This is a genomic window from Flavobacterium sp. J27 (assembly GCF_004303025.1).
Taxonomy (GTDB): Bacteria; Bacteroidota; Bacteroidia; order Flavobacteriales; family Flavobacteriaceae; genus Flavobacterium.
The window spans coordinates 344,667-356,511 of sequence record NZ_PJQW01000002.1 but is presented as its reverse complement, the minus strand read 5'-3'; the positions used below and the strand labels follow the sequence as shown (position 1 = coordinate 356,511).

Annotated in this window: 18 protein-coding genes; 1 reads left to right on the top strand and 17 read right to left on the bottom strand. The window is 31.4% G+C overall.

Annotation, left to right across the window (positions count from 1 at the left end; genetic code table 11):
- Window positions 1-80: 80 nt before the first annotated feature.
- The 8 genes from CX675_RS03700 to CX675_RS03665 are packed head-to-tail and all read right to left on the bottom strand — an operon-like array spanning window position 81 to window position 3,874.
- Window positions 81-392 (bottom strand): MmcQ/YjbR family DNA-binding protein, encoded by a 312-nt coding sequence (locus CX675_RS03700; protein WP_130733868.1) that lies wholly within the window; start codon window positions 390-392, stop codon window positions 81-83.
- A gap of 2 nt (window positions 393-394) precedes the next feature.
- Window positions 395-802: a VOC family protein gene (locus tag CX675_RS03695; RefSeq protein ID WP_130733867.1), complete on the bottom strand. Its 408-nt coding sequence runs from the start codon at window positions 800-802 to the stop codon at window positions 395-397.
- A 3-nt stretch (window positions 803-805) separates the two neighbouring features.
- The gene (locus CX675_RS03690) at window positions 806-1,234 is read right to left on the bottom strand and encodes a DUF1801 domain-containing protein (RefSeq protein WP_130733866.1); all 429 of its coding nucleotides are present in this window, start codon (window positions 1,232-1,234) and stop codon (window positions 806-808) included.
- Complete coding sequence (locus tag CX675_RS20310) at window positions 1,221-2,060, bottom strand: SRPBCC domain-containing protein (protein WP_130733865.1); 840 nt, start codon at window positions 2,058-2,060, stop codon at window positions 1,221-1,223. Before CX675_RS20310 ends, CX675_RS03690 begins: the two co-directional genes overlap by 14 nt.
- A 10-nt stretch (window positions 2,061-2,070) precedes the next feature.
- Window positions 2,071-2,925 (bottom strand): VOC family protein, encoded by an 855-nt coding sequence (locus CX675_RS03680; RefSeq protein ID WP_130733864.1) that lies wholly within the window; start codon window positions 2,923-2,925, stop codon window positions 2,071-2,073.
- A gap of 12 nt (window positions 2,926-2,937) precedes the next feature.
- Complete coding sequence (locus CX675_RS03675) at window positions 2,938-3,162, bottom strand: DUF4287 domain-containing protein (RefSeq protein WP_130733863.1); 225 nt, start codon at window positions 3,160-3,162, stop codon at window positions 2,938-2,940.
- A 1-nt stretch (window position 3,163) separates the two neighbouring features.
- Entirely contained in the window at window positions 3,164-3,532 is a 369-nt protein-coding gene (locus CX675_RS03670) for a DoxX family protein (RefSeq protein WP_130733862.1), read from the bottom strand.
- Window positions 3,533-3,559: 27 nt separating this feature from the next.
- Window positions 3,560-3,874: a hypothetical protein gene (locus CX675_RS03665; RefSeq protein WP_130733861.1), complete on the bottom strand. Its 315-nt coding sequence runs from the start codon at window positions 3,872-3,874 to the stop codon at window positions 3,560-3,562.
- A gap of 123 nt (window positions 3,875-3,997) precedes the next feature.
- Here CX675_RS03665 and CX675_RS03660 point away from each other — a divergent pair, with 123 nt between their 5' ends.
- Window positions 3,998-4,966 (top strand): GlxA family transcriptional regulator, encoded by a 969-nt coding sequence (locus CX675_RS03660; RefSeq protein WP_130733860.1) that lies wholly within the window; start codon window positions 3,998-4,000, stop codon window positions 4,964-4,966.
- A gap of 115 nt (window positions 4,967-5,081) precedes the next feature.
- Here CX675_RS03660 and CX675_RS03655 read toward each other — a convergent pair whose 3' ends face one another.
- From CX675_RS03655 to CX675_RS20110, 9 genes are all read right to left on the bottom strand, one after another.
- Window positions 5,082-5,834 (bottom strand): Asp/Glu racemase, encoded by a 753-nt coding sequence (locus tag CX675_RS03655; protein ID WP_130733859.1) that lies wholly within the window; start codon window positions 5,832-5,834, stop codon window positions 5,082-5,084.
- A 1-nt stretch (window position 5,835) separates the two neighbouring features.
- The gene (locus tag CX675_RS03650; protein ID WP_130733858.1) at window positions 5,836-6,468 is read right to left on the bottom strand and encodes a class I SAM-dependent methyltransferase; all 633 of its coding nucleotides are present in this window, start codon (window positions 6,466-6,468) and stop codon (window positions 5,836-5,838) included.
- Between the two features lie 8 nt (window positions 6,469-6,476).
- Window positions 6,477-7,388, bottom strand: coding sequence for a fumarylacetoacetate hydrolase family protein (locus CX675_RS03645; RefSeq protein ID WP_130733857.1), 912 nt, complete (start codon window positions 7,386-7,388; stop codon window positions 6,477-6,479).
- Between the two features lie 77 nt (window positions 7,389-7,465).
- Window positions 7,466-8,575, bottom strand: coding sequence for a cupin domain-containing protein (locus CX675_RS03640; RefSeq protein WP_130733856.1), 1,110 nt, complete (start codon window positions 8,573-8,575; stop codon window positions 7,466-7,468).
- A 6-nt stretch (window positions 8,576-8,581) separates the two neighbouring features.
- Window positions 8,582-9,058, bottom strand: coding sequence for a DinB family protein (locus CX675_RS03635; RefSeq protein ID WP_130733855.1), 477 nt, complete (start codon window positions 9,056-9,058; stop codon window positions 8,582-8,584).
- Window positions 9,055-10,035 (bottom strand): carbon-nitrogen hydrolase family protein, encoded by a 981-nt coding sequence (locus tag CX675_RS03630; protein WP_130733854.1) that lies wholly within the window; start codon window positions 10,033-10,035, stop codon window positions 9,055-9,057. Before CX675_RS03630 ends, CX675_RS03635 begins: the two co-directional genes overlap by 4 nt.
- Window positions 10,025-10,381 (bottom strand): WG repeat-containing protein, encoded by a 357-nt coding sequence (locus CX675_RS03625; protein WP_130733853.1) that lies wholly within the window; start codon window positions 10,379-10,381, stop codon window positions 10,025-10,027. Before CX675_RS03625 ends, CX675_RS03630 begins: the two co-directional genes overlap by 11 nt.
- On the bottom strand, window positions 10,378-10,803 hold the full coding sequence (locus CX675_RS03620) for a thioesterase family protein (protein ID WP_130733852.1): 426 nt from the start codon (window positions 10,801-10,803) through the stop codon (window positions 10,378-10,380). The genes CX675_RS03625 and CX675_RS03620 overlap by 4 nt, the downstream gene beginning before the upstream one ends.
- Window positions 10,804-10,890: 87 nt before the next feature.
- Window positions 10,891-11,845 (bottom strand): AMP-binding protein (locus tag CX675_RS20110; RefSeq protein ID WP_240723584.1); only part of this gene is annotated, 955 nt, incomplete at its 5' end.

Below are 11,845 nucleotides of genomic sequence, written 5' to 3'. Positions count from 1 at the left end.
TTTAAATTCAGCTCAAAAATAATTCTAAATTTTAAAAAAAAGATATAGTTTAGAAATTATTCATAAGCTGAATTATTTTTTTATTGGCTCACAATTTGATAAGCAGTTTGTAATGCGTCCCAACACATCTCTTTGGGTATATTTTCTAAATGGATTATTGTCCAGCCTTGTTTTCCCCATTTGTTAGGAACTGGTGATAAATAAATAGGGTTACTACAAAACACACTTTGTTGTATTTCATTTAGTTTTATAGTTGCCTTTTGATTTGTAACATCTAGTGTTGCAAAAATTTTGTTTTTTACTCTAAAACTTTTTTTTTCAAAATGAGGCGCTTCTGTAACTTTATCAAACGATAAACAGGTATGGATAAACTCAGTTATTGATACACTCATGTTTATGGCGTTGGAAATTGACTCATATCCATGTAAAAAATTTCCCAGTTGTGTCCATCAAGATCTTCAAAACTTCTTTGAAACATAAAGCCATAATCTTTTGGTTCTGCAAATTCTTTTCCACCTGCTTGGATTACTTTTTCAGCCATTTCATTTACAGAAGAGATATCTTTTAATTCTAAAGATAATATAGCAGCAGCGGTTTTTGATGTGTCTGCAATTTCTTTTGTTATGAAGTTACTAAATTTAGGTTTGGTTAGTAACATCACATAAATTTCGTCACTAAAAACCATACAAGCGGCTGTTTCATCTGAAAATTGCTTGTTATTTGTAAAACCGATAGCAGTATAAAAAGCAACCGATTTTTCTAAATTACTGATAGGTAGATTAATAAAGATTTTTGATTTCATAATTTATTTATTTTTAATGTTATCAATTGCATTTTTGATACAATTTTGTAATGCATCTTTTTTAATTTGAGTGTCTTGTAAATCTGAAAAATATAGCAATCTTCTACCGTCTTTGTATTGACCTTCTAGTATATTTGAGGGGTCTTCAATTTCAGCACCATTTGGAAAGACCAAAATAATCTTATTTTTAAATAAATTAAATACTGCAATATCTCTTTTATATTCTTTTGGATCAAAATCTTCCATTTTACCAGCAAAGTAAAAGGAAGGATGGTTCCATTTAATTCTTTCTTGTATTTCTGGATGAGCTTGCAAAATGAATTGTCTTATGTTTTCAACTATAACAGCCGTTTCTGTATTTAATTGTTGAATGTGTTGGCTTACTTTTTGATTATCAGTATGTATTGCTTTAGTTTCTTTATTTTTCGACATATTTTTTAAAATTATCTAAAATATTTTGCCAGCCAGTTTGTTGCATTTCCATAGGATTCTGATTTTCAGCTTCAAAGGTTTCTATAATTTCAATAGAATCGGCAATAGGAACAAAGATTATCCTTACAATGCGTTTGTCTTCTAACGTGTAGGCAAGCAATTCATTGGTTTTTACTTCTGTGTAAGTACCCGAAAAATCGAAACTAAAACTGCCGTCTTTTGCAGCCATAGTTGTTACAAATTTCCCGCCTGTAACAAAATCATTTTCTGCTTTTGGAGTATGCCAATCTTCTGAAGCACTGCACCATTTTGTAATATGTTCGGGCTGATTCCAATAATCCCATATTTTTTCAATTGGAGCCTTTATTTTTGTGGTTATGGTAATGCAATTTCGCTCCGATACTTCTTTTACTATGGCTAAAGCTTTGGGAAACACATCATCAAAATAAGTAGCATATTCTTCAACCGTATTTAAGTTAACTACTAAATGAGTAGTGCCATTTTTTTCATTAAGTAAATATTGTTCTTTCGAATTGCTCCATTCCGATGCCTTTTCATCATTTGGTAGTTCTTTAAAATCATCAATTTCACCTAAATGATTAAAAGTCATTTCTACATTGGGTTTTAAAGTTGTAATATTGCTATACATTCCTTTTCCTCCAGGAGAATAAAAGTGTATGCGACTGCCTTCTTTCCAATCTGATTTTGCATAAGAACCGTGACAAAAAACACTTGTCCATTGCGTGTAAGTTAAATCATTCCATAAAACGTCCCAAACTTTTTCAGCTTTAGCGTTAATTGTTACTTCAAATTTTTTTGCTATCATGTTTTGTTTTTTATTTATTATTATAAGCTTCTTGTAGTTTCTCACAATCAATTTTCTTCATTTGCATCATGGCTTGTGTAACCTGTGCAACTTTTTCTGGATTTTTGTCGTTCATCAATTGAGGTAATATTTCGGGTATAATTTGCCAAGATATTCCAAATTTATCTTTTAACCAGCCACATTGACTTTCCTGACCTCCATTTTGAAGAAATGCATTCCAATAATAATCCACTTCTTCTTGATCTTTGCAATTTATTACGAAAGAAAAAGCTTCATTAAAATCAAAATGATGTTCCATCGGACTTTCCATAGCGATGAATTTTTGGTTTGCCATTGTGAATTCTGCAAATTCAACTTTTCCAGCAGCATTAGGATTACCTCCATCAAATTTACTTATAAAATGGATTTCTGAATCTGAAAATAAAGAAGAATAGAATGTAATCGCTTCTTCTGCCTGACCAAATTTTTCATCGACAAAAAGAAGTGTAGGAACAATTTGTAATGGATCACCATCTAGAAATAATTGCCAAGACAAACCATATTTATCATTTACCCAGCCGTATTTTTTACTCCAGGGATATTCATCTAAATCCATTAAGATAGTGCCATTTTGCTTTAAATTATTCCATATTGCATCTATTTCATCACTATTATTTGATTTTATAAATAAAGAAATCGCATTGGTAAACTTAAAAATGGGTCCACCATTAAGTGCATTACATTCTAAATTATTGAGCTGAAATACGGTAACTAATGGGTTTGTACTTTCTATATTAGAATTAGGGAACACAGAAGTGTAAAAGGTTGCAGCTTCATTTGCCTGAGCATCGAACCACAAGAAGGGTGTTATTTTTTGTTCTTTCATTTTGTTTAAATTTTACAAGTTAACTGTTTTTCCTTTGAAACTAGCATAAATAGCCATGGCATGTCCGTGTCCTAATTCAAATTCCTCTTTCAGCCAATTGGTAATTTCAGTTGCTTTTACTGTTTTTACAAGAATGCCATTTTCTATAAAACCTTTGTTTTCAGCTAATTGTTTAAAATCATACGGACTTTTTCCTGTTTTTGCTTTAATGTTATCGATGTACGCTTGAAAAGACATATTACTTTTGTTTGTTTAGTTTATGATAATAAATGTAAGAAATAGCCAAAACAAAAAGAACAATTAGAGGGAAAAAGGTTTGTATTCCAAAACCATCTATTGCAGCATGGCTAATTATAGCAAAAATGAAATTAAAAGTAAAACCTGCATAAGCCCATTCTTTTAGTCGGGAAGGAATTTTTGGTATAATTAAAGCAATTACTCCCAAGATTTTAAAAACAACTAGTGCATTTCCAAAATAAGCAGGATAACCCAAATGCCTTATTCCTTCTTTTGCTAATTCAGTTTGTGACGTTAATGCAGGCATAACACCTTCAAAAAGACCAATTAGGATAGTTGCTGTCCAAAATAATATTTTTTGTTTTTTCATGTGAAATGTATTTTTTGTTAGGTAATTTTAGAATGATAATTCATTGGAATTCAAAAAAAGAATTTTAAAATTATTTACCTTTTTACAACGATAGGTTCCCTTTTTAAGCGTAATGTGTTCCATTTTATGTTCGTTTTTTTCATTCGGAAATAGTTTTGTTGCTACTGCTTTATAAGTAATACCCCCTTTTGAATTGATATAAGAGAGACCAAAATAACTCCTATTGGAATTATAGGTTACAAAGGAATGTAGCTCTTGATGGGCTTCTAAAACGCCATCAGGAAAAGTGTTCGCAGTTACGCAAAAGGCATTGCTATCTGTTTGTAAATTAAAGTATTCCATTTTTAGTTGCTTTCAATATTCCAAAATTAATGAGTTCTGTTATACTAAAAAAGGTGTAATTATGACAATACCATTGGTTAATTGCGACAATAGTTTTTATATTTGTTTACCAACAAACAAATCATGAAAACAATAAGTATTTTAGTTCCTAAAACTGCTGTTACAGCTGCTATAGTTGATTCACAATATCTTTTTACATCTATTAATCAGTTTTTTATAAAAGATGGAAAAGAAATTCCTTTTAAAATACAGTTAGTTGGTGAAACGAAGACTGTTCTTTTAAATCATGGCACAGTTGCGATACATACCGATTTTGTTTTAGATGATAAACCGCAATCCGATTTAATAATTGTACCACCTATTGGTCAGAATGTGGCTGATGCTCTAGCACAAAATGAAAAATTGATACCTTGGTTAGTTCAGGAATATGAAAAAGGAGCAGAAATTGCTAGTTTGTGCATTGGGGCTTTTGTTTTAGCTAAAACTGGATTGCTAAATGATAAATCCTGTTCTACGCATTGGATGTACGTAGAAACATTGCAACAATTTTTTCCTGAAGTGAATGTCGTTAATGATTTAATTATAACTGAAGAAAAAGGATTATATACTAGTGGTGGAGCTACTTCTTATTGGAATTTATTATTGCATTTAGTAGAAAAATATACCGATAAAGAAACAGCTGTTTTAATCTCAAAATTCTTTCTTTTAGATATTAATCGAAGAAGTCAGAATGCATTTACTATTTTTAAAGGACAACGTTCCCATAACGATCCAGATATTTTAAGAATTCAGGATTATATTGAATCTGAGTTTGATAGAAAAATGAGCATTGAAGAGTTGGCTACCTTTAGTAATTTAACTCGAAGAACATTAGAGAGACGTTTTAAAAAAGCGACCAACAACACGATAATAGAGTATGTGCAACGTGTTAAAATTGAGGCCGCAAAGAAAGCTTTAGAAAATGGATTAAAAACCATTAATGAAGTCATGTATGAAGTAGGATATACTGATAGCAAATCATTTCGAGAAATTTTTAAAAAATATACGTCTATGTCGCCCATGGATTATAAAAAGAAATATAATTTGAATTAAATACTCTAATAATATTCTTTTTGTATAATATTCACAGATAATACGGAATTAGCTTTATGCATCGATTGCAAAAGAAAAATAGCATATTAAAAGCTAATTCCGATTTTTATAAAATTTAATAATTTCCGTTTAATAATTGGCCACCAATAGCTGATTTGGCTTCAATATTTAATTTTTTCATCATTTCATAAGTAGTACAAACTGCTGCAGAGGTAACAGGAATACCACATTCTTTCTGAATTAAATCAATCGCTTCCAAAGAAGGCATTTGTACACAGGCAGAAGCTACTAAAACATCTACATCTGTTAAATCCAATTGCTTGTAAATTTGCAAGAGATTCATTGGATCTTGAGCTGCCACTTCTAAGTTATCAGGAATTTCCAAAGCAATGCTTTCTTTTACTTTAATACCTTGATGTTCAATGTAATCGACTACTTTGTCTGTTAATGGCCGCATATAAGGTGTAATAATCGAAATTTGTTTCGCACCTAAAACCTTTAAACCATTAATTAAAGCACCCGCAGAAGTTACAATAGGAGTAGGGAAGTCATTAGCAACCGTTTCTTGATGTAAATTAACTTCTGAGACGCAATGATAGCCTCTTCCCATACTCATTATAGCTACTAAGCAAGCATATCCCATAACATCTACATGAGCATCGGACAATTCTTGAGCGCACTTTAAACTCATTTTATCCATAGCTTCCAGTTCTTCTTTAGTAACCTTTTTCATACGCATTCTGCTGCTATGAAAAGTAAAACGTTCAGGTAAAATAGTTTCTCTGGAACGAAAAATAGCTGGTATTTCCGTTTCCATTGTAATATTTGATGAAGGAACAATTTGTCCTATTTTATATTTCTTAATCATTTTATTTTTGTGCAATTAATATTAAATCTGTAGTATAAGTTCCATCTTTTTCAGGGAAATTTTTACGAATTTCTGAAATAATTTTAAATCCCGATTTATGCAAAGCTTTAATTAAATAAGTCTCTTGATGGTAATAAATATAGATTTCGTCTCCTGTACTTCCTTTTTTATATCCCGATTTTCTATCCTCATTTTCTTCCATTGTACTTAAATATAAGATTCCATTTTGATGGAGACAAATGGATGCATCTTTAATTAGTTGGACAGAATCACTTTCTGAAAGATAGGGTAATCCAAAGCCACACATTATACCATCAAATTTTTTATTCAATTGTAAAAAATGTCTGCAATCTAACAATTGAAAATCGGCAGAAGGGTTATTCTTTTGCGCTAATTTAATCATATTTGGAGCTAAATCGGTACCTAAAAAGATAAAGTCAGGTCGTTTTTCTAAAAGATATTTAGTAATATTACCTGGTCCACAGGCCAATTCTAAAATTTTTGGATTTTTCTTTCCAATAGATTCACAAAATAAATCAAAAGTATCATTATACAAATCGAAATTCATGAATCGTTCTTCATAAAGATTTGCATAGCTGTTAAATACTTCAATTGCTTTTTGTGATTTATTCATAATTAATTTTATTCTATTTCTTTTACTGTGTTTTCTATAAATCCAATTTTTTCAACCATACATTTTACAACATCACCATCTTGTAACCATTCTTGTGGTGTTCTTCCTGCGCCCACGCCAGCTGGTGTTCCTGTTGCTATAATATCACCAGATTCTAATGTAAAAACAGTACTCAAATCTTCAATTAAGTCATTGATATTAAATAACATAAATTTAGTATTAGAATTTTGCTTTTCTACATTATTAACGGTTAAAGACAGATTTAGATTGTGGGGATTTTCAATTTCGTCTTTGGTAACCAAAATAGGTCCCATGGGAGCAAAAGTATCTTGCCCTTTAGAAACGATCCATTGCCCAGAACGACGACAATCTCTAGCAGAAATATCGTTAATTATAGTATATCCAAAAACATAATCTAAAGCATTAGATTTTGGAACATATTTTCCTTTTTTTCCTATAACAACTGCTAATTCCACTTCCCAATCCAATTGATTGGTTAATTTTCTATTCAGTAAGACATTTGTATTTGTAGCCGTTACTGTAGTCGGTGGTTTTGAAAAAATAACGGGTTGTTGTGGTAATTCTTTTGAAGTATCTAAAGTTCGTGCGCTTTCTGCTACATGTTCTGTATAATTTAAACCAATACCGATAATATTTTTACGAGGTTTTGGTATAGGAGCTAAGAAAGTAACTTCATTTGCTGGTAAACTAATTTCTTCAAAATCGACAGCTCTAGTTTCTGCAATTAGGTCGGTAATTTCCGAAATGACTTCAAAACCTAAATCGATTAAATCGAGCATATTGTCTGGTAATGGAAAATTGGAAATGTTCCCAAAATCTTCCATATCAACCACTAAATTATCATGTAAGAAGCCTAATCTTGGTTCTGAATCTTTGGTTTGGTAGGTAAGTAGTTTCATTTTTATTAATTTTTTCCTTCGACTGCGCTTGGGAGCACAATGTTATTTATTTAAATTGATTTTTTCTATTGAAATTGTTATTGCAATTGTTGATGTCCGTTATTTTCTAAATATTCTTTGCCTTGATAAAGACCTAGTTTTTCAATGACAGGTAAATCATTGAAGTTGAACAAACAAGCATCTTCTGTTTCCGATAGATTATGATGTTCATGCCATGCCCAACTTGGAACACAGAATATATCTCTCTCTTTCCAGTCAAATCGTTTGCCATCAATTATGGTATATCCTTTTCCTTTGGCACATTGGTACACAAATGAACCCGTATGCTTGTGTGCTTTTCCTTTAAATCCAGCAGGTAATAATTGCATGGCTGCACCCATAGTTTGCATAACATGTCCGCCTGTTAAAGGATTAGAATATTGCATAAAAATACCATCAAAAGGATTTATTATATTGCTTTTTGAAGCTTCAACCAAAGCAGGATAGACTTTAGACCAAGAAAATTTGAATAAAGGAGAATAGGGTTTGTTCCAAACTTTATCAGCTGGAATGATACCCGCAGTACCATAATTTATGGGTGAATAATTTAAAGGTACATCCAAAGGTTGTTTGCCATCAAAAACAGCATAATCGTTTGCTTCTAAAGCATTCACTAAGGGAATATCTAAACCGTCTTGCCAAATACAAGTCTTTCCATTGGCATTTACACCATGTTCATGCCAAGTCGAATTAGGTGTAATAACAAAATCGTTAACTTCAAAAGTAATTTTATTGCCATCTACAACGGTATAACCACCTTCTCCTTCCATAATAAAGCGTAGGGCAGAAGCTTTGTGTTTATGAGCAGATGTAAACTCACCAGGTTTCGTAACTTGAATTCCAGTGTACAGCCAACCTACTGCTGCAGAAACGTCTTTTCTTTTGTCATTCACTAAATATACCACACGTCTTCCAGCTTGTTCAGGGGTAACCAATTCTGAGGATTGTAGTACTAATTCTCGTAAATCATCATATTTCCAAAGCATAGGAACCGAATTCGATTTAGGTTCCCAAGGTTCAATATCATTGGCAACGGTCCATAAAGCACCAGCACCAAGATTTTCAAGCTTTTTGTAATAAGCCATTAATTCGGGTGAGTCTTGTACTCTTGCACGACCATATTGATCGTCTGAATGGTTTTCGTTCATAATTTTTTATTTAAAATTATTTTTTAAAATATTTTTAATTTGAAGTTCGTGTCTCATCACATGTACAATAGCATGTTCCATCATTTGTTCTATATCATAATATTGTTTCCAATTAGTATGTATTTTTTCATTTTCTTCAAATCGTTCTAAATCTCTGTCATAAATTTCTTCAAATACGATTTCTGTTTGTGTTATTAATTCATGCAAATCTTCACGATATGCTTGAATAGAAGAGCGAATCATTCGTTCTGGTTTTAGAAAAGGAACCTTTCGATACACTTGAATATAATTAAGATAACTATAACCAGAACTTACCACATGAGCTAAAATATTCTGAATAGAACAACAATCTTCATCTTTTTGGTTGTTATTAATAATCTGAATTAGTTCTTTTTCAGTGATTTCAGTTATTGTTCTGATTAATGATTCAATAGTATTTTTATAAACGATTAAAATTGCGTTTACAGCTCCTCGTTTTTTCATTTTTTATAAAATTCATTAGCTTCATTAATGAATGTAATTTTTTTTGTAGGTGCCGTATTTACTCGTAAATCAAAAATATCAAATCGATTATAGTGTCCTAGAATGTCATGCATCTGTTTTGGCTGTATACATTTTGACAAATCAATTTCGGCATAAATAATACCTTCATCATCAATTAAAGGTTCGCCAATTACAGCACCATTCGGACCAATAAAACCAGAGAAAGCCGAATTTTTTCGTGTTAAAACTTCGTCTACATTGGGCACTTCTTTACGTAAGACTTCTTTAATTTCTTCAGAAATTGTGGAACAAGATACAATAGTGAATAGTTTTCCTTCAAATGAATGTGCTGCTGCTCTTATTTTAATTGCTTCTGCCATATTATAATCTGGTGGAGCAACTGGCAAAGAAATATAATTAGCAATATGAACTAATTCACCTTGTGCTAAAAGTGTAAAACGCGCTAACGTATTAGTGTTTTCTCCACAAGCTAGTGTACCTAGAGGACCTACTTCTGTATCATATACTTTTAAAGAAGAACCATCACCAGAAGTCCATGTTAATTTTTCAGCCCATGTAGGTACTAATTTTCGGTGTTTACCAATGAGCTTACCTTGGTTGTCAATAATAATGTTAGTATTGTAAATTTCGCCAAAAGAATCACCACGTTCATTTAGTCCAATCACGATGTGAATATTATAGTCTTTAGCTGCCTGAAATAAAGGTTTCATCGTTTCGTCTTCAGTCTTTACTGAAGTTTTATATAATTTTTCATACCATTCACTTCCTTGAACAGGTGTCATAATCCAATTCCAATAAGGATAACCAGCAATAAACACTTCAGGAAAAGCAATTAGTTGGGCACCATTTTTACTAGCTTCCTTAATAAAGGAAATCGCTTTTGTTATTGTTTTTTCAGCATCTAAAAAAACAGGAGCCGTTTGTACTGTTGCTGCTTTAAATTTTTTAAAGATCATTTAAAATTATATTTAATTTTTGTTTGGCTTCCTCTTTTTTAAAATAGATTGCTTTAATGACTTCTTCTCCGTTTTGGTTTAGATAGCCATAAGCACCTGCTACATTTTTAATTAGAGCATATTTTCTATTGTCTTTCTCTTCTTTAAAAGGATAAATTTTAGAATAAATAGGAGAAACTAATTCATTTCCATTTCTATCAATAAATCCATAGGTGTTTGTAATTGTTTTTACCAATGCCCAATCTTTTTGATACACATCGTAAGGATACACTTTTTTATAAGTTGGTAATTCTTGTGAAAAACTTATATTGAAAGCGAAAAAAGCGATTAATACTAAAATTCTCATGATATAATATAATTATTAATTTTTTGCTTTATAATTTCATTAAATGGAGCTGATTTTATGCTATTTCTGTCTTCTGAAATAGTTACGTTTACCAAAGTAACTTCTCCTTCTAAAACAAGTTGTTCTTTGTTGTTGATAAATTGGAAACCACAACTAACCGAAGATGATTTTAGTTCCTTTACCCAAAGTTTTTTGTTTAAAATTTCGCCTAATCGTGCCGCATTTTTAAATTGCACTTTTAAATCTACCGTAGGAATACCATTGGTGTCATGCATTTTTGAAAAAGGTCTTTCTAAAGCTTCTTCAAACCAATCTTCCACTAAATCGTTTAACATTTCTAAAAAGCGGGGATAAAATACAATTCCTGCATAATCGATATGCTTAAAGCGTATTTTTTCTTGTTTTATAAAGGGTTTATTCATTTCATCTAAATTATGAGATTCTTCATTTTGTTCAGAATGACAATGAGAAAATCACTAATCACTCTTTATTAATTACTATTAACTAATTCATTTCAACTTAAATCGTTGTATTTTTCCCGTTTCTGTTTTGGGTAAACATTCCCTAAAATGAATTACTCTAGGGTATTTATAAGGAGCAGCTACTCCTTTGAACCATAATTGAATAGCCTTTGCTAATTCATCTGATACTTTAAAATTATTTTTGAGTACAATGTGGGCGCATACCAGCATACCTCTTTCGGTATCAGGTAGTCCTACAACAGCACACTCTAAAACCGCTTCATGTGTTAAAAGTACGGATTCTACTTCAATTGCTGCTATATTATAACCAGAAGATATGATCATGTCATCGCCTCGAGCTACAAACCAATAATAACCTTTTTCATCCTTTTTAAAAATATCGCCTGTAATGTTCCAACCATCCACAACATAAGCTTTTTGTTTTTCTTCCCGATTTAAATATTTACATCCTGTAATGCCTCTCACAGCTAATCGGCCAGGTTGATTAGCAGGTAGTTCATTACCTTTTTCATCAATTATTTTTGCTTCGTATCCCAAAATTGGTAAACCTGTTGCACCAGGAATTCTATTTTCTTCATTGGAAGAGATAAAAATATGAAGCATTTCTGTAGCACCTATACCATCAATTATTTTCAATCCAGTAGCAGCGTACCAATCTTCCCAAACTTGAATAGGTAAGGTTTCTCCAGCTGAAACACATCTTCTTAAGCTAGAAACATCATATTCTGATAGTTTTTTAGTTAAGATTCGCCAAGCTGTAGGTGCTGTAAAACAAATGGTAATTTTAAATTGTTCGATGGCTTGCAATAATATGTCAGGACTTGGTTTTTCAATTAAAAATGTTGATGCTCCAAAATACATAGGAAATAGTACCAAACCACCTAAACCAAAAGTAAAACCTAATGGCGGGCTTCCTGTGAAAATATCCTCTTTTGTTGGTTGTAGAGAATAATTTGGAAACGCTTCACAAATATTCAATATA

Excerpts from the sequence above, each read along its gene's own strand:
- CX675_RS03700 (WP_130733868.1), bottom strand. The coding sequence starts at position 392 with ATGAGTGTATCAATAACTGAGTTTATCCATACCTGTTTATCGTTTGAT.
- CX675_RS03695 (WP_130733867.1), bottom strand. The coding sequence starts at position 802 with ATGAAATCAAAAATCTTTATTAATCTACCTATCAGTAATTTAGAAAAA.
- CX675_RS03690 (WP_130733866.1), bottom strand. The coding sequence starts at position 1,234 with ATGTCGAAAAATAAAGAAACTAAAGCAATACATACTGATAATCAAAAA.
- CX675_RS20310 (WP_130733865.1), bottom strand. The coding sequence starts at position 2,060 with ATGATAGCAAAAAAATTTGAAGTAACAATTAACGCTAAAGCTGAAAAA.
- CX675_RS03680 (WP_130733864.1), bottom strand. The coding sequence starts at position 2,925 with ATGAAAGAACAAAAAATAACACCCTTCTTGTGGTTCGATGCTCAGGCA.
- CX675_RS03675 (WP_130733863.1), bottom strand. The coding sequence starts at position 3,162 with ATGTCTTTTCAAGCGTACATCGATAACATTAAAGCAAAAACAGGAAAA.
- CX675_RS03670 (WP_130733862.1), bottom strand. The coding sequence starts at position 3,532 with ATGAAAAAACAAAAAATATTATTTTGGACAGCAACTATCCTAATTGGT.
- CX675_RS03665 (WP_130733861.1), bottom strand. The coding sequence starts at position 3,874 with ATGGAATACTTTAATTTACAAACAGATAGCAATGCCTTTTGCGTAACT.
- CX675_RS03660 (WP_130733860.1), top strand. The coding sequence starts at position 3,998 with ATGAAAACAATAAGTATTTTAGTTCCTAAAACTGCTGTTACAGCTGCT.
- CX675_RS03655 (WP_130733859.1), bottom strand. The coding sequence starts at position 5,834 with ATGATTAAGAAATATAAAATAGGACAAATTGTTCCTTCATCAAATATT.
- CX675_RS03650 (WP_130733858.1), bottom strand. The coding sequence starts at position 6,468 with ATGAATAAATCACAAAAAGCAATTGAAGTATTTAACAGCTATGCAAAT.
- CX675_RS03645 (WP_130733857.1), bottom strand. The coding sequence starts at position 7,388 with ATGAAACTACTTACCTACCAAACCAAAGATTCAGAACCAAGATTAGGC.
- CX675_RS03640 (WP_130733856.1), bottom strand. The coding sequence starts at position 8,575 with ATGAACGAAAACCATTCAGACGATCAATATGGTCGTGCAAGAGTACAA.
- CX675_RS03635 (WP_130733855.1), bottom strand. The coding sequence starts at position 9,058 with ATGAAAAAACGAGGAGCTGTAAACGCAATTTTAATCGTTTATAAAAAT.
- CX675_RS03630 (WP_130733854.1), bottom strand. The coding sequence starts at position 10,035 with ATGATCTTTAAAAAATTTAAAGCAGCAACAGTACAAACGGCTCCTGTT.
- CX675_RS03625 (WP_130733853.1), bottom strand. The coding sequence starts at position 10,381 with ATGAGAATTTTAGTATTAATCGCTTTTTTCGCTTTCAATATAAGTTTT.
- CX675_RS03620 (WP_130733852.1), bottom strand. The coding sequence starts at position 10,803 with ATGAATAAACCCTTTATAAAACAAGAAAAAATACGCTTTAAGCATATC.